25 protein-coding genes and 1 tRNA gene are annotated in these 23,869 nt (G+C 57.6%); 12 read left to right on the plus strand and 14 right to left on the minus strand.

What is annotated here, in order from left to right; all coding sequences use genetic code 11:
- Positions 1–9: 9 nt before the first annotated feature.
- From gcvT to CKW25_RS07440, 3 genes are all read left to right on the plus strand, one after another.
- Complete coding sequence (gcvT, locus tag CKW25_RS07430; protein WP_095078539.1) at positions 10–1,134, plus strand: glycine cleavage system aminomethyltransferase GcvT; 1,125 nt, start codon at positions 10–12, stop codon at positions 1,132–1,134.
- Between the two features lie 400 nt (positions 1,135–1,534).
- Positions 1,535–1,747, plus strand: coding sequence for a cold-shock protein (locus CKW25_RS07435; RefSeq protein WP_007931076.1), 213 nt, complete (start codon positions 1,535–1,537; stop codon positions 1,745–1,747).
- Between the two features lie 98 nt (positions 1,748–1,845).
- A complete protein-coding gene (locus CKW25_RS07440; RefSeq protein WP_095078540.1) occupies positions 1,846–2,334 on the plus strand; it encodes an RDD family protein in 489 nt (162 codons plus the stop codon).
- Between the two features lie 189 nt (positions 2,335–2,523).
- Here the strand turns inward: CKW25_RS07440 and nadA are convergent, their stop codons facing one another.
- Positions 2,524–3,582, minus strand: coding sequence for a quinolinate synthase NadA (gene nadA, locus CKW25_RS07445; RefSeq protein WP_095078541.1), 1,059 nt, complete (start codon positions 3,580–3,582; stop codon positions 2,524–2,526).
- A gap of 364 nt (positions 3,583–3,946) precedes the next feature.
- On the opposite strand from nadA, the gene CKW25_RS07450 reads away from it, so the two are divergent.
- The 9 genes from CKW25_RS07450 (at position 3,947) to CKW25_RS07485 (ending at position 14,130) form a co-directional block, all read left to right on the plus strand.
- The gene (locus CKW25_RS07450; protein WP_095078542.1) at positions 3,947–4,906 is read left to right on the plus strand and encodes an alpha/beta fold hydrolase; all 960 of its coding nucleotides are present in this window, start codon (positions 3,947–3,949) and stop codon (positions 4,904–4,906) included.
- A gap of 738 nt (positions 4,907–5,644) precedes the next feature.
- Positions 5,645–6,391, plus strand: coding sequence for a methyltransferase domain-containing protein (locus tag CKW25_RS07455; protein WP_095078543.1), 747 nt, complete (start codon positions 5,645–5,647; stop codon positions 6,389–6,391).
- Positions 6,392–6,404: 13 nt separating this feature from the next.
- Positions 6,405–7,322 carry a bifunctional 2-polyprenyl-6-hydroxyphenol methylase/3-demethylubiquinol 3-O-methyltransferase UbiG gene (locus tag CKW25_RS07460; protein WP_256577940.1) on the plus strand — a complete coding sequence of 306 codons (918 nt, stop codon included), beginning with the start codon at positions 6,405–6,407 and terminating at the stop codon, positions 7,320–7,322.
- On the plus strand, positions 7,319–8,464 hold the full coding sequence (locus CKW25_RS07465; RefSeq protein ID WP_172736431.1) for a M50 family metallopeptidase: 1,146 nt from the start codon (positions 7,319–7,321) through the stop codon (positions 8,462–8,464). Before CKW25_RS07460 ends, CKW25_RS07465 begins: the two co-directional genes overlap by 4 nt.
- A gap of 10 nt (positions 8,465–8,474) precedes the next feature.
- Positions 8,475–8,630 carry a TglA family RiPP precursor gene (locus CKW25_RS26635; RefSeq protein ID WP_158248601.1) on the plus strand — a complete coding sequence of 52 codons (156 nt, stop codon included), beginning with the start codon at positions 8,475–8,477 and terminating at the stop codon, positions 8,628–8,630.
- Between the two features lie 64 nt (positions 8,631–8,694).
- Complete coding sequence (locus CKW25_RS07470) at positions 8,695–9,609, plus strand: DUF692 family multinuclear iron-containing protein (protein ID WP_095078545.1); 915 nt, start codon at positions 8,695–8,697, stop codon at positions 9,607–9,609.
- Positions 9,599–10,405 carry a hypothetical protein gene (locus CKW25_RS07475; protein ID WP_095078546.1) on the plus strand — a complete coding sequence of 269 codons (807 nt, stop codon included), beginning with the start codon at positions 9,599–9,601 and terminating at the stop codon, positions 10,403–10,405. Before CKW25_RS07470 ends, CKW25_RS07475 begins: the two co-directional genes overlap by 11 nt.
- 123 nt (positions 10,406–10,528) lie before the next feature.
- On the plus strand, positions 10,529–12,853 hold the full coding sequence (locus tag CKW25_RS07480) for a lantibiotic dehydratase (RefSeq protein ID WP_256577941.1): 2,325 nt from the start codon (positions 10,529–10,531) through the stop codon (positions 12,851–12,853).
- Positions 12,850–14,130, plus strand: a complete 1,281-nt coding sequence (locus CKW25_RS07485) for an MFS transporter (RefSeq protein ID WP_256577942.1) — start codon at positions 12,850–12,852, stop codon at positions 14,128–14,130. The genes CKW25_RS07480 and CKW25_RS07485 overlap by 4 nt, the downstream gene beginning before the upstream one ends.
- A 129-nt stretch (positions 14,131–14,259) precedes the next feature.
- Here the strand turns inward: CKW25_RS07485 and CKW25_RS07490 are convergent.
- The 13 genes from CKW25_RS07490 to ruvC all read right to left on the minus strand — a co-directional run bounded on the left by CKW25_RS07490 (position 14,260) and on the right by ruvC (position 23,743).
- Positions 14,260–14,335, minus strand: a tRNA-Lys gene (locus CKW25_RS07490).
- 62 nt (positions 14,336–14,397) lie between these two features.
- A complete protein-coding gene (gene queC, locus CKW25_RS07495; protein WP_095078548.1) occupies positions 14,398–15,090 on the minus strand; it encodes a 7-cyano-7-deazaguanine synthase QueC in 693 nt (230 codons plus the stop codon).
- A 1-nt stretch (position 15,091) separates the two neighbouring features.
- Complete coding sequence (gene queE, locus CKW25_RS07500) at positions 15,092–15,739, minus strand: 7-carboxy-7-deazaguanine synthase QueE (protein WP_095078549.1); 648 nt, start codon at positions 15,737–15,739, stop codon at positions 15,092–15,094.
- Positions 15,740–15,906: 167 nt separating this feature from the next.
- Entirely contained in the window at positions 15,907–16,731 is an 825-nt protein-coding gene (ybgF, locus tag CKW25_RS07505; protein WP_095078550.1) for a tol-pal system protein YbgF, read from the minus strand.
- Between the two features lie 6 nt (positions 16,732–16,737).
- The gene (pal, locus tag CKW25_RS07510) at positions 16,738–17,235 is read right to left on the minus strand and encodes a peptidoglycan-associated lipoprotein Pal (protein WP_003178634.1); all 498 of its coding nucleotides are present in this window, start codon (positions 17,233–17,235) and stop codon (positions 16,738–16,740) included.
- Positions 17,236–17,287: 52 nt separating this feature from the next.
- On the minus strand, positions 17,288–18,568 hold the full coding sequence (tolB, locus tag CKW25_RS07515) for a Tol-Pal system beta propeller repeat protein TolB (protein WP_172736433.1): 1,281 nt from the start codon (positions 18,566–18,568) through the stop codon (positions 17,288–17,290).
- 17 nt (positions 18,569–18,585) lie between these two features.
- On the minus strand, positions 18,586–19,665 hold the full coding sequence (tolA, locus tag CKW25_RS07520) for a cell envelope integrity protein TolA (protein WP_095078552.1): 1,080 nt from the start codon (positions 19,663–19,665) through the stop codon (positions 18,586–18,588).
- Entirely contained in the window at positions 19,665–20,117 is a 453-nt protein-coding gene (gene tolR / locus CKW25_RS07525; RefSeq protein WP_172736453.1) for a protein TolR, read from the minus strand. The genes tolA and tolR overlap by 1 nt, the downstream gene beginning before the upstream one ends.
- Before the next feature lie 23 nt (positions 20,118–20,140).
- Positions 20,141–20,836, minus strand: coding sequence for a protein TolQ (gene tolQ / locus CKW25_RS07530; protein ID WP_095078554.1), 696 nt, complete (start codon positions 20,834–20,836; stop codon positions 20,141–20,143).
- A complete protein-coding gene (gene ybgC, locus CKW25_RS07535) occupies positions 20,826–21,293 on the minus strand; it encodes a tol-pal system-associated acyl-CoA thioesterase (RefSeq protein WP_095078555.1) in 468 nt (155 codons plus the stop codon). The genes tolQ and ybgC overlap by 11 nt, the downstream gene beginning before the upstream one ends.
- 136 nt (positions 21,294–21,429) lie before the next feature.
- Positions 21,430–22,491: a Holliday junction branch migration DNA helicase RuvB gene (ruvB, locus tag CKW25_RS07540; protein WP_095078556.1), complete on the minus strand. Its 1,062-nt coding sequence runs from the start codon at positions 22,489–22,491 to the stop codon at positions 21,430–21,432.
- Positions 22,492–23,100: a Holliday junction branch migration protein RuvA gene (ruvA, locus tag CKW25_RS07545; RefSeq protein ID WP_095078557.1), complete on the minus strand. Its 609-nt coding sequence runs from the start codon at positions 23,098–23,100 to the stop codon at positions 22,492–22,494.
- Between the two features lie 118 nt (positions 23,101–23,218).
- The gene (gene ruvC / locus CKW25_RS07550; RefSeq protein WP_038981958.1) at positions 23,219–23,743 is read right to left on the minus strand and encodes a crossover junction endodeoxyribonuclease RuvC; all 525 of its coding nucleotides are present in this window, start codon (positions 23,741–23,743) and stop codon (positions 23,219–23,221) included.
- Positions 23,744–23,869 lie beyond the last annotated feature (126 nt).

Here is a 23,869-nt window from a genome sequence, read left to right on the forward strand (position 1 = left end):
GAGTTGTCTATGTCCACCGAAAACCTGTCGAAAACCCCGCTGCACGCACTCCACATCGAGCTCGGCGCCCGCATGGTGCCCTTCGCCGGCTACGACATGCCGGTGCAGTACCCGCTCGGCGTGATGAAGGAGCACCAGCACACCCGTGAGCAGGCCGGCCTGTTCGATGTCTCGCACATGGGCCAGATCCGCCTGACCGGCGCCCAAGCCGCCAAGGCCCTGGAAACCCTGGTGCCGGTGGACATCATCGACCTGCCCGTGGGCATGCAGCGCTATGCCATGTTCACCAACGAAACCGGCGGTATCCTCGACGACCTGATGGTCGCCAACCTCGGTAACGACGAACTGTTCCTGGTGGTTAACGCCGCCTGCAAGGACCAGGACCTGGCGCACCTGCGCAAATACCTCGGTGAGCAGTGCAGCATCGAGCCGCTGTTCGAAGAGCGCGCCCTGCTCGCCCTGCAAGGTCCGGTCGCGGTCACCGTGCTCGCCCGCCTGGCCCCTGAAGTGGCAAAAATGACCTTCATGCAGTTCGCCCGCGTGACCTTGCTGGGTGTCGAGTGCTTTGTCAGCCGTTCGGGCTACACCGGCGAAGACGGTTTTGAAATCTCCGTACCGGCCGCCAATGCCGAAGCCCTGGCCCGCGCCCTGCTGGCCGAACCGGAAGTCGCCGCGATTGGCCTGGGTGCCCGCGACTCGTTGCGCCTGGAAGCCGGCCTGTGCCTCTACGGCCATGACATGAACACCGAGACCACCCCGATCGAGGCGAGCCTGCTGTGGGCTATCTCCAAGCCTCGGCGTGCCGATGGCGCCCGTGCCGGCGGCTTCCCGGGGGCTGAAAGCGTATTTGCCCAGCAACAGAACGGCGTCGGCCGCAAACGCGTCGGCCTGCGGCCTCAAGAACGCACACCGGTGCGCGAAGGCGCGGAAATCGTCAACGAAGCGGGCGAGATCATCGGCAGCGTCTGCAGTGGCGGCTTCGGGCCCACCCTGGGTGGTCCCTTGGCAATGGGTTACCTGGACAGTGCGTACATCGCACTCGATACCCGGGTCTGGGCCATCGTGCGTGGGAAAAAGGTGCCTTTGCTTGTAAGCAAAATGCCATTTGTTCCGCAACGCTACTATCGCGGCTGATTGACTGTTCCTATAAGTAACGCGGTTGCGTAACAGCGCACTAATCTGTAACGCAACCGCCATGAAACAGTGCAAACGTTTGACTCTAAGCTTCGATAATGAACTTGCGTTATAACGTTCGAAAACATGTGAACAACGGTATCGATCAAGCCGCAGCAAAACCCGACGAAACCGCCACAAGCCCAGCGGCACAAGGCTTACAGGGGGCTTGTTTTTTCTCTCGTAGTTGGCGTAGAGTTTGTTCACTGTGTTTGCATGGGTCGCCTGGAATCGTGACCTGGGCAGTAGCCAACAAGTTTGCTACACCCGTTCTACGTCTTTCTACTTTCCTGCAACCAGCCCCAGTACTCTTTCATGAGAAAGAGGCTGCCATCAATTTTTGCGTCATAGGAAATAAGAAATGTCCCAACGTCAGAGCGGCACCGTCAAGTGGTTTAACGACGAAAAAGGTTTTGGTTTTATCACTCCAGAAAGCGGCCCGGATCTGTTCGTACATTTCCGTGCCATCCAGGGCAACGGCTTCAAGAGCCTGAAAGAAGGCCAGAAAGTGACCTTCATCGCGGTGCAGGGCCAAAAAGGCATGCAAGCTGACGAAGTTCAAGCAGAAGGCTGATCTTCTGTTACTAAAAAGCCTCTGATGCTGACATCAGGGGCTTTTTTGTGCGCGTAATTCCGTAAAATGGCTTCTTTTTATCAGCCGAGAGCCATTCCATGTCGAAACACCTGCTCAGTCCCCAGGGTGAGTTCCCCATCGCCGGCCTGGGTCGTCGCCTGGCAGCGATGTTCTACGACTTCCTGCTGTGCACCGCCCTGCTGATCGTCACAGGCGGCGTCTACAAGATGATCCAGATGGCAATCATCGGCGAAGAGCGGATGCGCGCCCTGACCGATGCCGGCGCACTGGACGGCGATCCCCTACTCTCCACCATCTTGCTGTTCGTGTTGTTTGGTTTCTTCGCCAAGTTCTGGACCTATTCCGGCCAGACCCTGGGCATGCAGGTCTGGTGCATCCGCGTGCAGAACGCCGACGGCTCGGCCATCAGCCTGTGGCAGGCGCTGCTGCGCTTTGTGGTCTCGATCGCGTCGCTGCTGTGCGTCGGCCTGGGTTTCTTCTGGATGCTCTTCGACAAACAGAAACGCAGCTGGCACGACATGTACTCCAACAGCCAGCTGGTGCGGATCCCGAAGAAGAAAAAGTGACCCGCCAGATACCAAAACGCCCAAAGTCATCGGGCACCACTGCTGTTAAGAAAAATTTGAAGCGAGTGAAGAACCCGTGGCGAGCGAGCAAGCGCTCTCGCCACGAAGAGGATGTATTGAGCACCCTCCCCTTAACTGACCAGCATGACGAACCATCGGGGCGTTTTGCCAGGCAGTCAAAGTAGACGATCAGGCATTACCCGCCAGCTTCATCCGCGCAGCCGCGGTGAAGTCGAGCATGCGCTTGAGCGGGCGAATCGCCTGGGGGATCAGCGCCGGCTCGACGAAGATCTCGCCTGAGCCCTCTCGCAGGCACTGCAACGTGCGCTCAAGGGTGTTCATCGCCATCCACGGGCAATGCGCGCAACTGCGGCATGCCGCGCCGTTGCCGGCCGTAGGCGCTTCGATAAACACCTTGTCCGGACACAGCTGCTGCATCTTGTAGAAAATGCCGCGGTCGGTGGCCACGATCAGGGTCTTGTTCGGCAGGCTTTGCGCCGCTGCGATCAACTGACTGGTGGAGCCCACCGCGTCGGCCAACTCGATCACCGCCGTTGGCGACTCCGGGTGCACCAGGATGGCCGCATCCGGGTACAGCGCCTTCATGTCTTCCAGCTGCTTGGCCTTGAACTCTTCATGGACGATGCACGCCCCGTCCCAGAGCAACATGTCGGCGCCCGTTTTGCGCTGGATGTAGGTGCCCAGGTGCTTGTCCGGGCCCCAGATGATCGTCTCGCCGTTGTCCATCAGGCTTTCGACGATTTCCAGCGCGCAACTGGAAGTCACGACCCAGTCCGCTCGTGCTTTCACCGCTGCCGAGGTGTTGGCATACACCACCACCGTACGCTCCGGATGCTGGTCACAGAACGCCGAGAACTCGTCTACCGGGCACCCCAGGTCCAGCGAACAGGTCGCCTCCAGGGTCGGCATCAGCACGCGTTTTTCCGGGTTGAGGATTTTCGCCGTCTCTCCCATGAATTTCACGCCTGCCACCACTACGGTCTTGGCCGGGTGTGCATTGCCGAAGCGGGCCATTTCCAGGGAGTCGGAAACACAGCCGCCGGTTTCTTCGGCCAGGGCCTGAATGATCGGGTCGCAATAGAAGTGGGCAACCAGCACCGCATCCTGAGCCTTGAGCTCGGCGGCGATGGCACTGCGGTAATGGGCTTGCTCTTCGGCAGTCAGCGGCTTGGGCTGCTTGGCATCGAGGTGAGCTTGAACCAGAAGGCGTTCGGAAATTTGCGTCATGATCGCAAGACCTGCGGGCGCTTTCGCGCGAAAGTCAAGTATACACCCGGCTCCGGACCTTTCGAGGTACCGCCGGGAGAGTGAGTAGTCATCAGGCACGGACAACATTGAAGCCGGGCAAGGCTACAGAATATCCCGCGGATGCAAAAGATCATTCTGACCTGCGTGATGAATAGAAGCGTCCTGAAACAAATCCTAGGGCCTTGATCTTTCAGAAAAAACATCCGCTGCGGCATTTAATGCGCAGGACTTGAATGGATTTACCACTAGCCTGCGCAACTGCGGCCGGCAGTGCTATGTCACTGCCACATATGCCCCACCCTCCAGGGAAACAGGGTGGACAACAAAAGGATGGAACAACAGCATGTCGATCCAACGCTTCATTAAAACCATAAACAGCCACTCGGCATCGCTACTGACGGCATGGCTGATGTCTTCAGCGCTCGTATTGTCGGGCGCTGATCTGCATGCCGCCGCGACAACCGAGCGTTGCGAAACACCCCCCCTGTGCTCCCAGTCGATCCAGGCAGGCAGCAGCACCTGGTCCTATTACGAAGGCGAGCGACATGGAGCGACCGTCATACTCGTCCACGGCTTTTCATCACGCAAGGAAGTCTGGCTCGAATTTGGGCAGGCGCTAAGCTCCCGCTTCCACGTCATCATCCCCGACCTCCCCGGCTGGGGAGCGTCCAGCTACATTGAACATGCGAACTACGATATCGATGCTCAAGCGGCCCGGCTCCATGAGTTTGTTCTTGCACTCGACGCGGACAACATCATTCTCGTCGGGCATTCAATGGGTGGAGCCATTGCCGGCGTATACGCAGCCAATCAACCACAACGGGTAAGCCGGCTGGTGCTGGTTGGGGCGCTGGGGCTGAGTTTCGCTGAGAACGACTTCATGCGGATGCTGAATGCCGGGGGCAATCCGTTTATCTACGATAATCGCGCAGGCGTCGAACGCACCGCCCGCCTCGTGTATCTGGACCCACCGTACATGTCTGATCAGCAGGTGCAGCAAGCGATTCTTGCCAACCGTGCGCAGCGAGCGTTTATCGACTCCACACTGGCGCAGATCCGCCCGCCCGCCCAATGGTTCGCGCTCAACCACCGACTGAAAGAGTTGAGCATGCCGGTACTCGGCATCTGGTGCCGCAAGGATAAGGTGATCGATGTCTCGGCGCTGGACACCCTGCAAAATGGCCTTCCTGCCCGCCAAACGAACAGCACGGTCACTCTTGAAGGCTGCAACCACCTACCGATGATTGAACGCCCGGCCGAGCTTCTCAAGGCGCTGAGCACTTTCATTGCAACAAGCGACTAGCCCATGCAGAGCAGACTCGCACGCCAAGAAAACCGACCTGCCAGAGCCCGTCAGCTCACCGATGGCGTGAGCACTGTTTCGAAGGCAAAAAAACCCGGAAATCCTCACTTGCGTGGGCCTTCCGGATTTTTAGAACAGCTTGAAAACCAATTGAACAGTCTGCTCCTGCAAGCGTCTGACGGATGGTTGTGCCTAGACAATATGATGCCGCCCTTCAAGGATCACTTTGACCCTTGTACTGATCTAATCTCACCCTGACAGTCGACGCACGTACAATCGAACAATCGGTGTGCGAGATATTTAGGACAACAATAAAATCATCGTTCTGAACTGCACCCTTCCTATCGCTGTGGTGTTTCGTAACGCCGCGCCCCTAGTCAAACCGGCACATCGCCTGAAGTACCAACCGCCGTCCAACCGCCCATTGTTATCCTTGCCAGTATCTGCCAGCTAGTCGTTGAACTTTTTCCAGCGCGGAGTAAGCGTTTCGAAGGCTTAACCCAAAGACCATCCTGTACGACTACCAGGGAGAGTTTATCGACAAACCCATGACGCGACAGAGCTCCTCTACTCAATGTATCTATCTGTCACTTCTTAGGAACCTCCCTACAAAACAAATATCAATCTCCCACAAAAACAGTGATGACACATTAATTAGGAACGGATAACCTCTGCCTGCACAAAAAAAATAACTACACTCGCGCGCACCGATTGTTATCGGACAAGGATGTGACATACATGTCTTCCCTAACGACTTCGCCAACCACTCTCTACGAAACCGTCGGTGATGGCGTAGAGTCCAGTAATGCCTCATGGAGTTTCGGAGGCGCGACCCCTGAGCACTTTGACTCCCATGTATCGAAATCCGTACCCAAATACAAGGATGGACACGATATCGTGCTGTCGCTCAGCGACTTTTTTGTAAAGAACGATAGCACCTGCTACGAACTTGGCAGTTCCACCGGCACCCTCACTCGGCAACTTGCACAGCGCCATTGCGCCTCGGTGAAGTGGGTGGGAATTGATGTGGAAGAAGCCATGACCCGCAAGGCGAATGAGCTTTTGAGCGCATTACCGCAGCATAATGTCAGCTTTATTACTGATGACATTCTGACCTTTCCCTATGAAAAAAGCGATCTGATAGTTGCTTATTACACTATCCAATTCGTGCACCCGCGTATTCGCCAAACCTTGTTCGATCGTATCTACGAATCCTTGAACTGGGGTGGTACTTTTATCATGTTTGAAAAAGTACGCGCCCCAGACGCACGCTTTCAAGACATCCTCAGTAGCCTGTATGTAGATTATAAGCGGAACCAAGGTTATAACGCCGATGAAATCCTGGCGAAAACCAGAAGTTTGAAAGGTGTACTTGAGCCTTTTTCCACGACCGGCAATATCGACATGTTATCTCGCGCCGGCTTCAAAGATACAACCAGTATTTTCAAGTACATTTGCTTTGAAGGCTTCTTCTGCATCAAGTAACCAGGATGTGATCGTGAGCGCAACCATAGAGCAACAGTACTTGCAACTTTTGCAGATGCCAGACACGTTTCGCGCGCGAAAAATGATTTGTGAGTTGTGCAATTCAAAAGAACATTGGGTTTTGCTGGAAAACATCCGGGGTCCCGGTGACCAAGCAGTGGCATTACCGGTGTTAGGTTGCCAGGATTGTGGACATATTTTCCAAAAATACCGCTTCGAGGAAGCTTTCTACAGCGCGTACTACGACAAATTCTACCGCTTAAGTTTGTTCGGCAATACGGAACCGGAGCGTACCTTCTTTCTCGATCAGGTACGCCGCGGCGAATACCTGTATCGGTACTTGCAAGATGTGCTTCCCGCCCAAGGCAAAATGCTTGACGTCGGTTGTTCCGCCGGTGGCGTGATGATTCCTTTCGCTAAACGGGGCTGGACAGTAAGAGGCAATGACCCCGACCGGGCCTATGTGAAATACGGCAAAAACATCGGCCTGGACATCGACCCGGTGGGTGCCGAACGTATGAGCGCAAGTGGTGATTTCAACCTGATCATCATCAATGGTTCGCTGGAACATGTTCATGATGTCAACCAAGTCATGCAACTTTGTCGGCAGGCCAGTGCCGAAGACGGGTTGTTGTTGATTGAAGGTCGCGCGCTGGGTTATGGCATCGAACAAGGGTTTCTAACCCATAACCATCGCCGTTACTTGAGTGCCAGCAGCATCGAGTACCTGATGTGCCGGCATGGTTGGGTACCGATCCAGACCACCCATGAGCCCGTATGCGGGCCGACCCGGCCGGGAGCTGTATTCGTGCTAGGGCGCGTCTGTGCCCAACCTGTCACCGAACACCTCGAAAGCATTAAGGCCCAGGGCCGCAAGGCACTTCAGGATTCGTACATGCCCAGCCTGCACGCGTTGCGAGCCCGCGCATGAGTGCCTCTGCATGTGCCCTCGAAAAGTCGAGGGCCAAAATCCATTCCTGCTTCAGGGATGACCTGGTCGTGACCCCGCCGCCAGCCGATTCGGTCATGTGGCGCTACAACCTCTACGACCCCCGTAATGATATTGGCTTTGAACTGGGCAGGGCCGAGTACTCACTTGCTTTGCTCTTCGATGGCCAGCGAAGCCTGCACGATATTGCCGAGGCCGCCCTTGCGCAGCATCGAATCAAGGTCAGCCCTGAGAAGCTTGCGCAGTTCGAGCGCAAGTTGCTCAACCTGAAACTGCTGAGCAGCGAGCAAACCGCGCATAAAAAGGACCTGCGCGACCCCGCCACGGGCATCACCTACGGCCCGCTGAAAGAGCATCTGCTGATTAATCTGGTGAAAACCAACCCGCAGCCACTGCTCGATCACATTTACCGGTTGGCGCCCTGGTGCTGCCGCGCGACATTCATTTTGCCGCTGCTGGCGCTGGCCCTAGCGAGCTTCGTGTACCTGGGCGCGCACTTCGGCACGTTCATGACCGATGCTGGCGACACATATATCCAAAGTTACCGCTGGTTGCTCTGGCACTTCCCGGTCATTTTGACTTCCATCGCCCTTCATGAACTGGGGCACGCGATGGCCTGTCGTCACTATGGGGTCAAGGTCAACGATTTCGGAATCGGCATTTACTTGTTGCTGGCTACCGGCTGGGTACGTCCGGTGCAGGCGCAGTGGTCGCGGCTGCCGCTGAACCAACGAGTGATCACCATTCTTGCAGGCCCCTTGGTCAGCCTTCTGTATGCAGGTGTGGGCATTGTCCTGTGGGCAATGTTCCGTGATTCCCAAGGGGGGTTGCCTGCTCTTTTTGTGGTGATGATCGTGGCTTCGTTAGTTTCCCTCGTACCGACGCTGCTGCCCATTTTTAATGGTGACACGTACCTGGCGATTACCGAAGTTCTCGGACAACCGCGCCTGCGCCAGCGTGCATTCAACTATGTAAAGCGGCATTGGCGCACCGCGCCGCTGGAAGCGGTTTCCCCTGCATTGCGCAGGCTCTACTGGAGCACATTCCTGTTGACCTGCCTGGGCTGGGTAATCGCCTGGTGTTTCACCGCAGCCACCCTGATTCGCCTTTTCAACCACCCGTAAGGACAGTGTCATGACTCAATCTACAATGGCCCCAGCTATCGCCAACACGGATGAACTCACCACCGAATCCGCTAGCAGCGTAGCGCCGCAAGCCCTCAACGATACGCCGTTCGAGGAATTCGACCTCGACGATATCGAAATCATCGAAAGCAAAGTTTTCGCCTGATCGTCCCGCGCTTCCTCGGCTTTACGCCGAGGGAGCCGCCTTCTTCCTCTGACTGGGCAACCACATGGCTCACTTCGTTAAGCCCGAACCGATTGGTGTGGGTATCCAGTACAACCCCGAGATCCTCGACTGGTTTCCATTTGAGGACATCGAAGTCGATGTGCTGGAAATACTGCTCGACAACATCATGGCCCCCATGGATGGCCCGCAGATTATCAGGCCCGCGGCCCAGGCGATGATCAACCGGCTGGCTGAGAAATTCACGCTGCTGGCGCATTCCAATTACGGTTGCGACTTTGGTTTCAGCCCTCTTGAAAAAACCGCCGCCGTGCAACGCCACGTACCCCTAGCCAAGATGCTGAACAGCCCATGGGTCGCCAACCATTGTTTTTATGGCGACAACTCCTGGCTGGATATCTGGAGCAGCCCGCTGCAGTTTTCCAATGCCGAGGTGCTGCGCTGCGCCGAACGCGCGAAGACGTTGCAGGCGCATTACGGGACGCCGCTGGCCCATGAAAACGCCGCCTATTATCTGCAATGTCCGGGCGCAGAAATGCGTGAAGCCGAGTTCCTGGCCCGACTCGTGCAGCAGTCCGGCACCTTTTTGCATCTGGACTTGCACAACATCTACACCAATCACCTGAACCTGAAAAACTTCGACTTGCGCGACTACCTCGACACCTTGCCATTGGACAAGGTGATCTCGGTGCATCTGGCCGGCGGCAGTTGGCACGAAGGGCTTTACCACGACTGGCATGACTCGTGTGTACCCGAACCTGTTTGGGATCTGTACCAGGAACTCATGTCACGCACCCAACCCTCGGCGATCATCCTGGAATACCAGGGGCAGGCTCACCACGCACGGACACGAGTGATGGAAGCCAATGACGAACACATGATCGTCACCGATGTGCGGCGCGCACAGAAAATCTGGAACCACTACACAAAACCGATACAGGAGCTGATGCATGGATGCTGAGCTAGTCTGGAAGCTATGGCGACGCCTGCTTCGCGATGAAACACTGCAGAAGCAGTTATATGAGGCTCAGGGCGCGACTCAATGGCTGCAACACTTTCCCAATGACGAGCGGGCGATTCTGCACGCCTACGCCAGTCAGTTTGATAGGGTGAAATGGTTCGTCGAAAACTATCAGTTCCGCTTGGCCAATTCCTTTATCAATGCGCTGGAAACCGGCGCCCCATTGACTTTGCGTGCACTGATCAACATCGGGCTGGATCTACCGACACTGTCCAAGGCATTCCTGCGTCAACAAGAGTGGTTCGACTACGGACCAAGGGTTTATGGCTATTGCGATTCGGCGCTGGGCTTTTTGCTCGAACGCCAGGAACTCGCTGACTACCCGCAGATTCGCGACCTGATGGGGCTTGAACGCGAATGTGTGCGCCTCTACACCGGGCTGGTAGAAGCCAGCGACGTAGTGCCGGGATATTATCAGCGCACTGACGGTGCACGCATTTACCAGAGCCGTTATGCGCTGTCGCACTGGTTGCGTGATAAAAGCCTGCTGGGGCGTAGCAGCCCTGAGGAAACCAGCCAACACATCCTGGTGTATTTGCCCACCCCTGAGGCCCGCCACAAATTTACGCTGATAGGCCCGCGCGCGGCGCACCTCTACCAATGCCTGGAGCAACCGCAGTCTCAAGACACCTTGATGCAGATGCTGAGTTCCACAGCCGCCGCGCAACCCAGCGGCGAAGACCTGGCACTGCTCGGTAAACTGCATCGACTCAACGCAATCAGGATGCCGGTCTAGAACATGGAAAGCTCACAGTACTTTTGGCTGCGATCGACCGGTTTCCCCATTCATCACTTGACGAATTTGGGCCGATTCGCTGAGCTGCCATCGTGCCGCGCCTTTGAACAAGACTTCCGCTCATTGCAGGCACAGAAGGCAACGTTACTTGAAGAGGCCAACTCGCATTCACCCCAGGCCTGCCGAAAACTCATCCGCAAACTCAACGAGGACCAAGTCCTGCAGTCCTCCGACCTGCCGGAAGTGTTGCGCGAATCTCTGGCCGAAGCTTTGCAGCGTTGGAACGGTTTGTTGGAGCGAACTTCGGCGTGTGAAGAGGCCACCCAGGAATACGACGCCTATCTGGAAAGCGCCCGCCAAGGGCTGATCGACTTCCTGGATGACGAAGCGGTGGCCGAGGCCTTGTTCATATCCAACCCGTCGGCGATGACACGCATCCGTGAGCTGGTCAGGGACCGGCACAACAGAAACGACACCCGCAAAAAGCAGAAGCTGCGTTTGGGCTGGAGCTACGCGCAACGTTTCTGCGCCAAGAACGATACCTCAAGTTTTTTCGGACCTTTGGCCTGGGGCCGGTTCGATGACCGCCAGACGGAGCATATACGGCTAACCCAGGGCGACACGGCGTGGATCAAGGAACGCCGCACCTTCTTCGAAAATTGGGTGGTACAGCGGTTGGTAGAACAGATCAACCTGCAGTGTCCAGACACCGACCGCATGCCCTTGCAGCTCAATTTCGGTTGCTACCTGAACGAACAGACCCTGTTCATGCCGATTGGCAAAAGCCAGCCCCTCAACCCGAAAACCGCACAGGTACTGCACTACATCAGTGACCAACAGGGTCGAGAACCGACGTTTGCCGGGGTGTTGAGCGCCTGTTCGGAAGTCGCTGCCAGCACATTGCACGATCTACTGGAACACCTTGTGAGCAACCGGATCGTGCACCGAGGCTGGCAAATGTCCCCTCGTGAGCGTAATCCAATCGTGCGGCTACAACACTGCTTGGCCAACGCAGGGGTATCCCATAGATTCAGCCAGGTCTGGCAATCGCGCCTTGAAGCACTGGAAGGTTTGCGCCGCGACTATGCCCACGGCGACCTGCTGCGCCGGACCGAATGCCTGGAGGGCTTGAACCAACTGCTGGGCGAGGCAGGGGTCGACCTCAGCCGAGAAACCGGCGCCATGTATGTCGGCCGTTACCCGGTGTACGAGGATTGTTCGAGAAACATGGACATCAGCCTCGGCCAAGCCATGCTCAATCAAGTCAACGAAGAGCTGGCGCCGCTGATGCGCATCAATCAGTGGCTGATCAAAGCCATCGCGCATCAACTCAATGAGGCTTTCATTGAGGTCTGGGAACAGCGCCACACTGATAACCCCGGGCAGCAGGTTGATTTTCTCGATTTGATCAGCACGCTTGCTCCTCTGTTTCCGGCACTGGAAGCGCGCATCATCCTCGACCTCGATCAGCGCCTGAAAACGGCCTGGACGCATCTACTTCAGGACTTCCCAGCGCATCCTGAGGTGCATCTTTGTGCGGCGGACATCGAACGCCTGATCACCCTGTTGAACGCCGATCTGGAGGTCGCCGGCTTCGAGGTCTTTGGCAGTGACTATCACTCTCCGGATATCCTGCTTTCCAGCGCGTCGGTGGCGGCGTTCAATCGTGGCGATTACGAAATCATCGTGGGTGAAGTGCATCCGGCAGTCCATACGCTGAGCCAGCCCGTTGCCGCACCGTTCGGACCGTTCAATACGCAGATAAACCAGCAGGTAGAGGCGATTTTCCAACGCCCTCGCCTGATGCTCGCGGACTCGCCCGACAGTTATCAACGCTCGCACATAGACTGGCCGCTGCAGCCCTCTTACTTGCAACTGGTACTGCCTTCTGGTGGCGGTTGTGTCGCGGCGAACCAGCAGTTTGCCGCCGGTAGGGCAAAAGTGCTGCGAGTGAATGGTCGCCTGCAAGTGGTCGACGCCCTGGGGGAGTTCAGCGAAGACTTGCTGTGTGTGTATTCCACCGCTATTCATCGGCTGGGCTTCGCCCTGGCCGGTAGTGCCGTGGCCAAACACGAGCACCGACGTATCTGGTTGGGTCGTACCCTCTACAAGCGCGCTTCCTGGCTATTCACCAGAGATCGCCTGCCAGAGCCGAAGGGCTCGGTCGACGAGCTTGAACACACTCTGCAATGGCGTGCCTGGGCCGCCGATCATGGCTTGCCCCGTTATGCCTTCATCAAGATCGATACCGAACCCAAACCGCTGTTCCTCGACTTCGATAACCCGTTGTCCTTCGACGGCATCAGCAACGCCCTGAAGAACGCTGGTCACGTAAAGTTCTCGGAAATGCGACCGTGCCCCGATGAGCTTTGGCTTGAAGATGAGCGGGGTCGTTTCTGCTGTGAAATACGCACAACCTTTTCCACATGCGAGACGCCTGCGACGTGAGTAATGAGAACATAGACTCCTGCACCAAAGCCGATAAGGAAGCCAAACACTCGTTTTTGTACTTGTTTTTGACCATATTCATCCCATTTGGCCTCGGGCATTTTGTTTCGTATCTGTTTCGCACGGTCAACGCCTTGATCTACGTGGATCTGGAACGGGAACTGCACCTGCCCGCCAGTAGCCTCGGCCTGTTGACCGGCGTGTACTTTCTGACTTTCGCCGCAGCGCAGATTCCGCTGGGCGTCATGCTCGACCGCTACGGTCCGCGTAGCGTGCAGGCACCCATGCTGCTGTTCGCTGTGTTGGGCTCGCTGATTTTCAGCTTCTCCCATACGGAACTGGGCCTGATCATTGGTCGCGGCCTGATCGGCCTAGGTGTTGCTGGCTCGCTGATGAGTGCGATCAAGGCGTGCGCGATCTGGCTACCTGCCGAACGCCTGCCGCTGAGTACAGCATGCCTGTTATCTGTGGGCGGCTTGGGCGCAATGGCATCCACCACGCCGCTGCATGAACTGCTCAAGTGGATCTCATGGCGTGAAGCATTCTTGATTCTGGCGCTGCTGACTTTGTTCGTCTGCGTAGTCATACATCGGAGCGTGCCGCGCACCTACAACCCCAAACACACCACTCTTGCCGAAATGTCCAAGGCCGTGGGAACGCTTTACTCCTCCTGGGTATTTTGGCGACTGGCGTTGTACTCGGTGTTTGCCCATGCGATCTACATGTCGGTGCTGTCGCTATGGATGGGGCCGTGGCTACGCGATGTCGCCCAGTTGAACGAGTCCGGCATGGCCAATACCTTACTCTGGGGCACCGTGGCAATGGTGGCAGGCTCGCTGGCCTTCGGCTCGCTCACCGACTACCTGCGGCGCTTTGGTGTGCAGCCGATCATGGTGTGCGGCGCCGGGGTTTCAATCTTCATCGTATTTCAATCACTGATGATCAGCGAACTACCCGTATCGCCGCTACTGATTGCAATGGGGTTCAGCTTCTTCGGCACCTCCACCACCATGAACTACGCGATCGTCGCTCAGTCGGTATCGCCTGAACTGGCCGGGCGGGTCAGTTCATCGTTCAACCTGGTGGTGTTCGTGCTGGCGTTCGTCCTGCAATGGTTGATAGGGGAAATCCTGAACCTGTGGCCAAGATCTGGACAAGGGCATCCAGTGGAGGCTTATCAGTGGTCGCTGGGAGTGATGATCGCGTTGCAGGTACCAGGGGTGTTGTTGTGGCTGAGTTTTAAACCGTGGGAACTGAAAATCGCGGCGACGCGGTAAAACCGGGCAACCACTACTACCTTAGCGAAAGCCCCACCCTCCAGACCTGCGAGCACTGAATTTCAGGCAAAAAAAAACCCGGAAATCCTCACTTGCGTGGGCCTTCCGGATTTTCTAAACCGCCAAATATGGTGGGTCGTGTGGGATTCGAACCTACGACCAATTGGTTAAAAGCCAACTGCTCTACCAACTGAGCTAACGACCCGCTGTGTGGTGCGCGTATAATACTGATTTTTAAGGACTATTCAACACCTTTTTGAAAATAATTCAAAAATAAGGTGTTGGGTCGCTGATCCCGGCCGCCGCGAAGCCTTCCGCACGCAGGCGGCAGCTGTCGCACTTGCCGCAGGCACGGCCGTTATCGTCCGCCTGATAGCAGGATACGGTCAGCCCATAATCGACGCCGAGCTTGACGCCGGCCTGAATGATTTGCGCCTTGCTCAGGTTCTGCAGCGGCGCCTGGATACGGAAGCCCTGCCCTTCCACCCCGGCCTTGGTCGCCAGGTTGGCCATGCGCTCGAAGGCTTCGACGAACTCGGGACGGCAATCCGGGTAACCGGAGTAGTCCACGGCGTTGACACCAATGAAGATATCCCGCGCACCGAGCACTTCGGCCCAGCCCAGCGCCAATGAAAGGAATACGGTATTGCGGGCCGGCACATACGTCACCGGAATGCCTTCGCTCGGCGCTTCAGGGACGTCGATGGAACTGTCGGTCAGTGCCGAACCGCCAATGCCGTTCAGGTTCAGGCCAATCACTTTGTGCTCGACCACGCCCAGGTCACGCGCCACGCGCTCGGCCGCATGCAACTCGGCACGGTGACGCTGGCCATAATCGAAGCTCATGGTGTAGCAGCTGTAGCCTTCGGCTTGGGCCATGGCCACGACAGTCGCCGAGTCCAGTCCGCCGGACAGCAGAATGACAGCACGTTTTTCTACTTGATTCAGTTGTTCAGTCATCTCAGCGCCCCGGCTCGTCGTTCCAAAGATATTTGTGCAACTGCAATTGCAAGCGCACCGGCAGGTTGTCCGCGACAACCCAGTCCGCCAGGTCGCGCGCATTCAGGTCGTGATGGCTCGGCGAGAACAACACCTCACCGGCTCGCTGGTCGAGGCCGTACTGAATCAGCTTGGACACCGCCCAGTCATAATCCTCCCGCGAGCAGATCACGAACTTGACCTGATCGTTGGGGGTCAGCAGCTCGATGTTCTCGTAGCGGTTACGATGCGCTTCCTTGGAGCCCGGGGTCTTCAGGTCGACGACGCGACTGACCCGTGGATCGACCGCACTGATATCCAGGGCGCCACTGGTTTCCAGCGACACCTCGTAGCCGGCATCACAGAGTTGCTTGAGCAAAGGGATGGCATTGGGTTGCGCCAGGGGCTCGCCGCCAGTCACACAGACATAACGGGGCCTGAAGCCGGCAACCTGCTCGAGGATGTCGTCGAGGGATCGAACCGTGCCGCCGCTGAACGCATAGGCACTGTCGCAGTAACCGCAACGCAGTGGGCAACCGGTCAGGCGCACGAATACAGTGGGCAGCCCGGCAGTCCGCGTTTCACCCTGCAACGAGTAGAAAACTTCGGTAATTCTCAATGTGTCTTGCATAGTCGCCACGGGCGTAACAGCTAAACAGGCTGTCCGCCTCCGTCAGGCACTTGATGGAACCCCGCCAACGCGCAGATCCCAAAAAGCGGTGTTGCTAAAAAGGGCGTGAATTCTAACGAAAAAACCCGCGGCAAGCGCGGGTTTCTTGTAAAGCCGGTCAAACAACCTTACATGCGCTGCAGATCGCGCTGTGCCAACTGAGCGGCGGAAGTCCCCGGATACTGGGAAACGACCTGCTGCAGAATGCCCTTGACCTTGTCAGTATGACCCAGGCGGCGCTCTACATCAGCCAGCTTGTACAGCGAATCCGGCACCTTGGCGTGCTTGGGGTACAACTGCGAAACCTTGGCAAATGCCTGGCCGGCGCCTTGCAGGTCGCCTTTGGCCAGGTTCACTTCGCCCAGCCAGTACTGGGCGTTACCCGAATACTGGCTGTTGGGGTACTTGCGCAGGAATGCGGTAAACGCCAGGCTGGCCTTGTCGAAGTCCTTGGCCTTGATCAGGTCGAAGGCCGCATCGTAGTAGAGCTTTTCCTTCGCCGGATCACCCGGTTCGCTGCTGGCCGCTGGCGCCTGGGTAGCAGCACCCGCGCCTGCCGCAGCACCGGCGGCATCGCCACCGGCTGGAGAATTTTCAGGAGCCGCAGCGGATGCACCGCCGGTTCCAATACGCCGATCAAGATCCTGGTATCGCTCCAGGCTTTCTTGCTTCATGCGCGCAACATCGTTTTGCAGAACCTCGATCACGCCTTGTTGGCGTGCGATCTGTTCCTGCATTTGTTGCAGTTGGTTGAACAGCTCGCCCTGTGCCGAGACAGGGGTCGAAACCCCTCCCCCGGCATAGGCGCCGTTCGTACCGTAACCTGCAGGCGGATAACTGCTCCCGCTATTGTTATAACCGGAATCGTTATCGACCACAGGAACCGCAGCCCACACCGCAAGCGGGGCGAGACTGAGAGCCAAGACAGTTACAGCACGACGGCATGTTCGCATGACGAATTACTTACGCAGTTCGACGCGACGGTTTTGAGCCCAGGACTGCTCGTCGTTGCCGGTAGCAACTGGACGCTCTTCGCCGTAGGAAACCAGTTCCAGCTGGGCTGGGGAAACGCCTTGCAGTACCAGGTAGCGCTGAACGGCTTTCGCACGACGCTCGCCCAGTGCCATGTTGTACTCACGAGTACCACGTTCGTCGGTGTTGCCTTCCAGAACAACGCGAGCGCCGTTTGCTTTCAGGTCCTTGGCGTGAACGTCCAGAGCGCGCATGGCTTCTGGCTTCAGGTCCGAGCTGTCGTATTCGAAGTAGAAGGTGGTGATTGCGCGCAGAGCAGCTTCTTCGCTCAGGGAACCGTCAACAGCACCAGTGTTAGCGCCGTAACCAGCGTTTGGATCTACTGCGCCTTCACCGGCATTGTCGCCGCCTTTGGACGAGCAACCTACAGCTACAGCCATGGCCAGGGCCAGCGCAGCAAACTTACCAAACTTCAGCATTTCCATCGTGAAACTCCTAATGAACCCCAATGTGTTATGTAATACGTGTTGCGCCGCGTCAGTTCAGGTAAGGGGACCAGGACGGTTCTCTGACTTCGCCTTGTGCGGTAGGAAGTGGGAGCCTTACGCGTCCATTGATGGACACGAGCATCAAGACTCCCCGGCCCTGCTGGCGGGTGGCGTAGATTACCATGGTGCCGTTAGGCGCGACAGTAGGCGACTCGTCCAGAGTGCTATCAGTGAGGATTTTTACGCTACCGCGCTGCAAATCCTGGGCCGCCACCTTGAAATTGGTGAAGCCTTGCTGACGATGGATCATCACCAGGGTCTTTTCATCGGCCGACAGTTTCGGGTTGGCGTTGTAGTTACCGACGAAAGTCACACGCTCGGCACCGCCGCCGCTGGCACTGGTCTTGTAGATCTGTGGCTTGCCACCGCGATCGGAGGTGAAGTAGATGGTCGAACCATCCTTGCCCCAGAACGGTTCGGTGTTGATGCCGGGACCGGCTGTGACACGACTGATCTGGCGCGACCCCAGGTTCATCACATAGATGTCCGGGTTGCCGTCCTTGGACAGCACGAACGCCAGGCGAGAACCGTCCGGCGACCAGGCTGGCGCACCATTCAGGCCTTCGAAGTTGGTGATCTGCTCACGACGACCGGTGTCGATGTTCTGCATGAAGATACGCGGACGCTTCTGCTCGAACGAGACATAAGCGATGCGCTTGCCATCGGGCGCGAAACGCGGCGACAGGATCGGTTCACGCGATTGCAGCAGGGTCACCGCGCGAGCACCGTCGTAGTCGGAGCGTTGCAGGGTGTAGCGGGTGTTCTTCTCGGAGAAACGCTCGGCCGTCACGTACAACAGACGCGTGGAGAACGCGCCCTTGATACCGGTGAGCTTTTCAAACGACTGGTCCGAGATGTAGTGCGCCATGTCACGCAGTTGATCGACACCGCCCGACACGCTACCGGTCAGCACTTGCTGCTCGGTGTTGACGTTGAACAGGGCGTACTGCACCTGCAGGCGACCGCCCGCCGGAACAATGCTGCCGACCATGATGTACTGGGCACCCAGGGCCTTCCAGTCGCGGTAGATGACTTCGCTGGCCTGGGTTGGCTGGCTGATCATGTTCTGCTTTGGAATCGGCGAGTAGTAACCCGAGTTGCGCAGGTCGTTACCGATGATTTCCGCCATGTCATCCGGCAGGACGCTACCGCCCTGCCAGCCAAACGGCACGACTGCAATCGGGGTTGCCCGGTCACTGCCGCTGGTGACCAGAATGTTTTTTTCATCCGCCGCCGCTATCCCTGCCATGCAGCAAATAACGACAAGCATTCCTCGAAGAAGGTTTCTCACAAGGCTAGATCCTCAGGTGTGAATGTCATCTTGAATGAACGATAGGGAGCGAAGTCGCTTGGCTTCATTCCCTGCATTTCCGTCAAACGACCAATGTTTTTGACCGCCGCCACAGCCGAGCTGTCGAACGGACCATCGCCACTGGACTTGGCCACGCTGACCGAAGTCACCGTGCCATCTGGCAACATGCCAATTTGCAGCACGACCGTCATGTTCTTGCGTGCCGAAGGAGGACGAGCCCAGCCTTCCGCTGCCCGAGCACGAATCAGATCGTCGAAACTGCCCGCGACTTCATCGCCCAGCTCATCGGCCAAGGCCTGCTGGCGCTGCGGCGTGTCGGAAAGCAAATCAGCCAAGGCCTGGGCCTTTTTCTCTTCGGCGGATTTACGTGCTGCTTCCTGCGATTTCTTCTTCGCAGCATCGGCAGCAGCTTTCTTCTTCGCATCTTCGGCGACTTTCTTCTTCGCCTCTTCAGCTTCAGCTATCTTCTTGGCGTCTTCCGCGGCTTTTTTCTTCGCGTCTTCGACTATCTTTTTCTTCGCTGCTTCAGCGGCCGCTTTCTTGGCCTCTTCTTCAGCGACTTTCTTGGCTTCTTCTTCGGATTTCTTCTTGGCTATATCAGCCAATTGTTTCTCTTCAGCCTTCTTGGCTTCGGCGGTCTTCTTCGCGTCGTCGGCTTTTTTGGCTTCATCAGCCTTCTTCGCCTCTTCCGCTTTCTTGGACTCGTCGGCCTGCTTGGCTTCCTCGGCTTTTTGAGCCACCTCTTCTTTCTTTTGTTCCGCAGCCTTCACCGCTTCCTGCTCGACCTTCTTCTGCTCCATCTGTTCGACTTCGGTCTGGCGCGCAGCGGATTTCTTCGCTTCACCCGCAATCTTCTGATTGGTCTGGGTCGTCGCCTGACTTTTCGATTTCAACTGGTACAGGGTCGCCTGGACGATCGGCTTGGCCGGCGGCAATTCCGGGGTAAAGGCAAAACTGACGAACAGCATGCCAAACACCAGAATGTGCAGGGCAATCGCCCAGACACTAGGCCAGAAGTAGCTTTCCGAGGCTGTTGGCTCTCGCTGTTGCTGCATCAGGGCGCCTCGGTAATCAGGCCAACGTTACCGACCCCGGCTTTCTGCAGCCCACCCATGGCGCCCATGACGGAACCATAGTCGACGGTCTTGTCGCCGCGAATGAATACCTGGGTGCGCTTGCCGCCTTCGGTGCCGGCGCGAATGATCTTGGTCACCGCGTCGGTCATCTGCGGCAAGGTCATTGCCCGATCCTGTTGCTTGTCGGTGTCGACTTCGCTGCCAAGGTTCCAGTAATAGGTCTTGTCAGCCTTGATCGAAATGGTCAGGACCTGGGTGTTGTTGTCCTGCGGCAAGGCTTCGCTGGAAACCTTGGGCAGATCAACTTTCACGCCCTGATTGAGCATCGGCGCGGTCACCATGAAGATGACCAGCAGTACCAGCATCACGTCGATGTAAGGCACCACGTTCATCTCGGCAACCGGCTTGCGCTTTTTGCGAGCTCGAGCGATTAAAGCCATTGGGAAATACCTGCTTATTCTTCGCTGGTGTGCACTTTACGGTGCAGGATCGCCTGGAACTCATCGGCGAAGGTGTAGTAACGGCTGGTCAGGGTTTCGCTGCGCGCCGCAAAACGGTTGTACGCGATGACGGCCGGGATGGCGGCGAACAGGCCGATCGCCGTGGCGATCAGTGCCTCGGCAATGCCTGGAGCCACGGTGGCCAGGGTCGCTTGCTGGGCAGTGGCCAGGCCGCGGAACGAGTTCATGATGCCCCAGACCGTACCGAACAGACCGATGTACGGGCTCACGGAACCGACGGTGGCCAGGAACGGCAGGCTCTGCTCGAGCTTTTCTTCCTCGCGGGAAATGGCCACGCGCATGGCACGGGCCACGCCTTCCATGACCGCTTCCGGGTCAACGCCCGGCTGCTGGCGCAGGCGGGAGAATTCCTTGAAGCCGGCACGGAAGATTTGTTCCACGCCCGAATCAGGGTCCGGGTTGCTGCCGGCCTGACGGTACAGCTTGGACAGGTCGATACCGGACCAGAAGCGCTCCTCGAAGCTCTCCAGGGCACGTCGACCGGCGCGCAGCAAGTTGCTGCGCTGAAAGATCATGATCCATGAGGTCACCGATGCGGCTACCAGGATCAGCATTACCAGTTGCACAACGATACTGGCATTGCTGACCAGGCTCCACATGGAGGAATGGTCGACGACGTTAGCTTCCACGCTTTATCTCCTGCTCTGAGTGTGTACCCGCGCCGCTCTCGCCGGCAAAAGCCGCGCGTAGAGCTTCGGGAATGGCCCGGGGTTTCAAACTATGGGTGCGCACACAGGCCACCAAAAACTGCCCTTCGCAGAGCAGTGCATTATCCGCGGCTCGCCTGACCTGCTGTTTAAAGCGCAGGCTGACACGGTTCAATTCGATTACTTGTGCACTTACCAGAAGCTCGTCGTCCAGTCGCGCCGGCGCGTGGTAGCGCGCTTCGCTGGAATGCACGACAAACAACAGGTCCTCGCCTGCCAGCTGCGACTGGGCAAAGCCCAGCTCACGAAGCCGCTCGGTTCGAGCCCGTTCCATAAACTTGAGGTAATTAACGTAATACACGATGCCGCCGGCATCGGTGTCCTCGTAATAAACGCGACAACGATGTGCGAACGACTCTAGCCCGTTTTGCGCGCGCATACTCTAGTGCTTACTCCTCAGGTTGCCAATCCGCCAGGCAACTGTTTTTCATACTTCTGCGCCTTTCCTGGCAAAGAAGGGTTTCGCAGCCACCTGAGACAGCGCAAAACCCGAAAAAATCGGCGCAGACCGCTTATTAATCGTCCACTGCATCCAGAAACTCGTCTACCACGGGCATCTCACCCATGCGCGACGGAATATTCAACCCAAAATGCAGATACGCGTGCCGCGTAACCACCCGGCCACGGGGCGTGCGCATGATATAGCCTTGCTGGATCAGGTACGGTTCCAGCACATCCTCGATGGTGTGCCGCTCCTCACTGATCGCCGCCGCGAGGCTGTCCACCCCCACCGGCCCGCCATCGAACTTCTCGATCATGGTCAGCAACAAGCGCCGGTCCTGATGATCGAAGCCACGCTCGTCGACGTCCAGCAGGTTCAACGCCAGGTCGGCAATCGGCTTGGTGATATGCCCCTTGGCCCGGACTTCGGCAAAATCGCGCACCCGACGCAACAAGCGGTTGGCAATACGCGGCGTGCCACGTGCTCGCCGGGCAATTTCGAACGAGCCTTCTGGGTCCAGCGGCAGCCCGAGAATACCGGCCGAACGGCTGACGATGGTCGCCAGGTCCGCCGTGCTATAGAACTCCAGGCGCTGGACGATACCGAAACGGTCACGCAGCGGATTGGTCAGCATCCCCGCGCGCGTGGTTGCCCCCACCAGGGTGAACGGCGGCAAATCAAGCTTGATGGAACGGGCAGCCGGCCCCTCACCGATCATGATGTCGAGCTGGAAGTCCTCCATGGCCGGGTACAGCACTTCCTCGACAATGGGCGACAGGCGATGGATTTCATCGATGAACAGCACATCGTGAGGTTCCAGGTTGGTCAACAGCGCCGCCAGATCGCCCGGCCGCTCCAGCACCGGCCCGGAGGTGCTCTTGATCGACACCCCCATTTCCTGGGCGATGATGTTGGCCAGCGTGGTTTTACCCAGCCCGGGCGGTCCGAAGATCAGCGTATGGTCCAGGGATTCATTGCGCCCGCGGGCAGCCTGGATAAACAGCTCCATTTGCTCGCGCACGGTTGGCTGGCCGATGTACTCGGCCAGGCTGACCGGACGAATCGCCCGGTCCTGGACTTCTTCGCGCTCGCGCGGGCCACCGGTGGCGGCAATCAGACGATCAGCTTCAATCACTTAGATCATTCCCTTCAGGGCACGACGAATCAGGTCTTCGCTGCTCAAGCCTTTCTCCTTGATGCCTGCGATCGCCTTGCTGGCCTCCTGCGGCTTGTAACCCAGGGAAATCAGCGCGCTGACCGCATCGTTTTCAGCACTGTGCAGCGGCGCCGGCGCATCCGGCTGGTTCGGCACCAGCGCGAACATGCTCGGCACGGTCTCCCAGGCCTTGAAGCGATCCTTGAGCTCCACCAGCAAACGCTCGGCGGTCTTTTTCCCGACACCCGGCACCTTGGTCAGCGCCGAGGTGTCCTGTGCCTGGACGCAGCGCACCAACTCATCGACCTCAAGGCTCGACATCAAGGCCAGCGCCAGCTTCGGGCCCACGCCATTGAGGCGGATCAACTCACGGAAGAAGTCACGCTCGCGCTTGCCGATGAAACCATAGAGCAACTGGGCGTCCTCCCGCACCACCAAATGGGTGTGCAAGGTGATCGGTTCACCGACCGACGGCAATCGGTACAGGGTGGTCATCGGCACTTCCAGCTCATAGCCCAGGCCGTTTACATCCAGAATCAGGTGCGGCGGCTGCTTCTCAGCCAAGGTGCCGCGTAAACGTCCAATCACGTTTCAAATCCTTAAGCGTTGGCCAGATCTGGCTTTCGGGTAGCAAAATGAGCGTGATCGCCGACGGGACAGGCGCAAAACGCTCAACGGAAAAAACACGAGGGCTGATGCTATCAGATCACAGGCGAAGACGACCGCCGCGACTGCGAGCAGCCCCCAGGCCATGAGGCAACAGGCTGGAACGGGTGTGGGCATGGCAAATGGCGATGGCCAGGGCATCCGAGGCGTCGATTTGCGGCTTGCTGGTGAGTTTGAGCATGTGCATGACCATCATCTGCACCTGCTCTTTATTCGCCCCGCCGGTCCCGGTCACTGCCTGCTTGACCTGGGTGGCGGTGTATTCGGCGATTTCCAGGCTTTCTTCTGCCCCGGCGACAATGGCCGCACCACGTGCCTGCCCCAGCTTCAGGGCCGAATCGGCGTTACGCGCCATGAAAACCTTTTCGATGCCCATGGTCACCGGGCCATACGTCTGAATGACTTCGCGCACGCCGCGGTAAACAATTTGCAACCGTTCATGTAGCTCGCCGCTGCCGGTACGAATACACCCCGAAGCCACGTACACGCAGCCACGACCGGTATCGCGCACCACGCCATAACCGGTAATGCGTGAACCGGGGTCGATACCAAGAATTAAAGTCATAACGCCTGCGGGTTAAGAGAGTGAGGCCAGCATAGAGCAGGCTGTGCCGGATGCACATTTTGTAGCCCTACCGAGAACCCTGTGGGAGCCGGGCTTGCCCGCGATAGCGGTAGAACATTCAACATC

This window comes from Pseudomonas sp. Irchel s3h17 (assembly GCF_900187505.1).
Lineage (GTDB): Bacteria > Pseudomonadota > Gammaproteobacteria > Pseudomonadales > Pseudomonadaceae > Aquipseudomonas.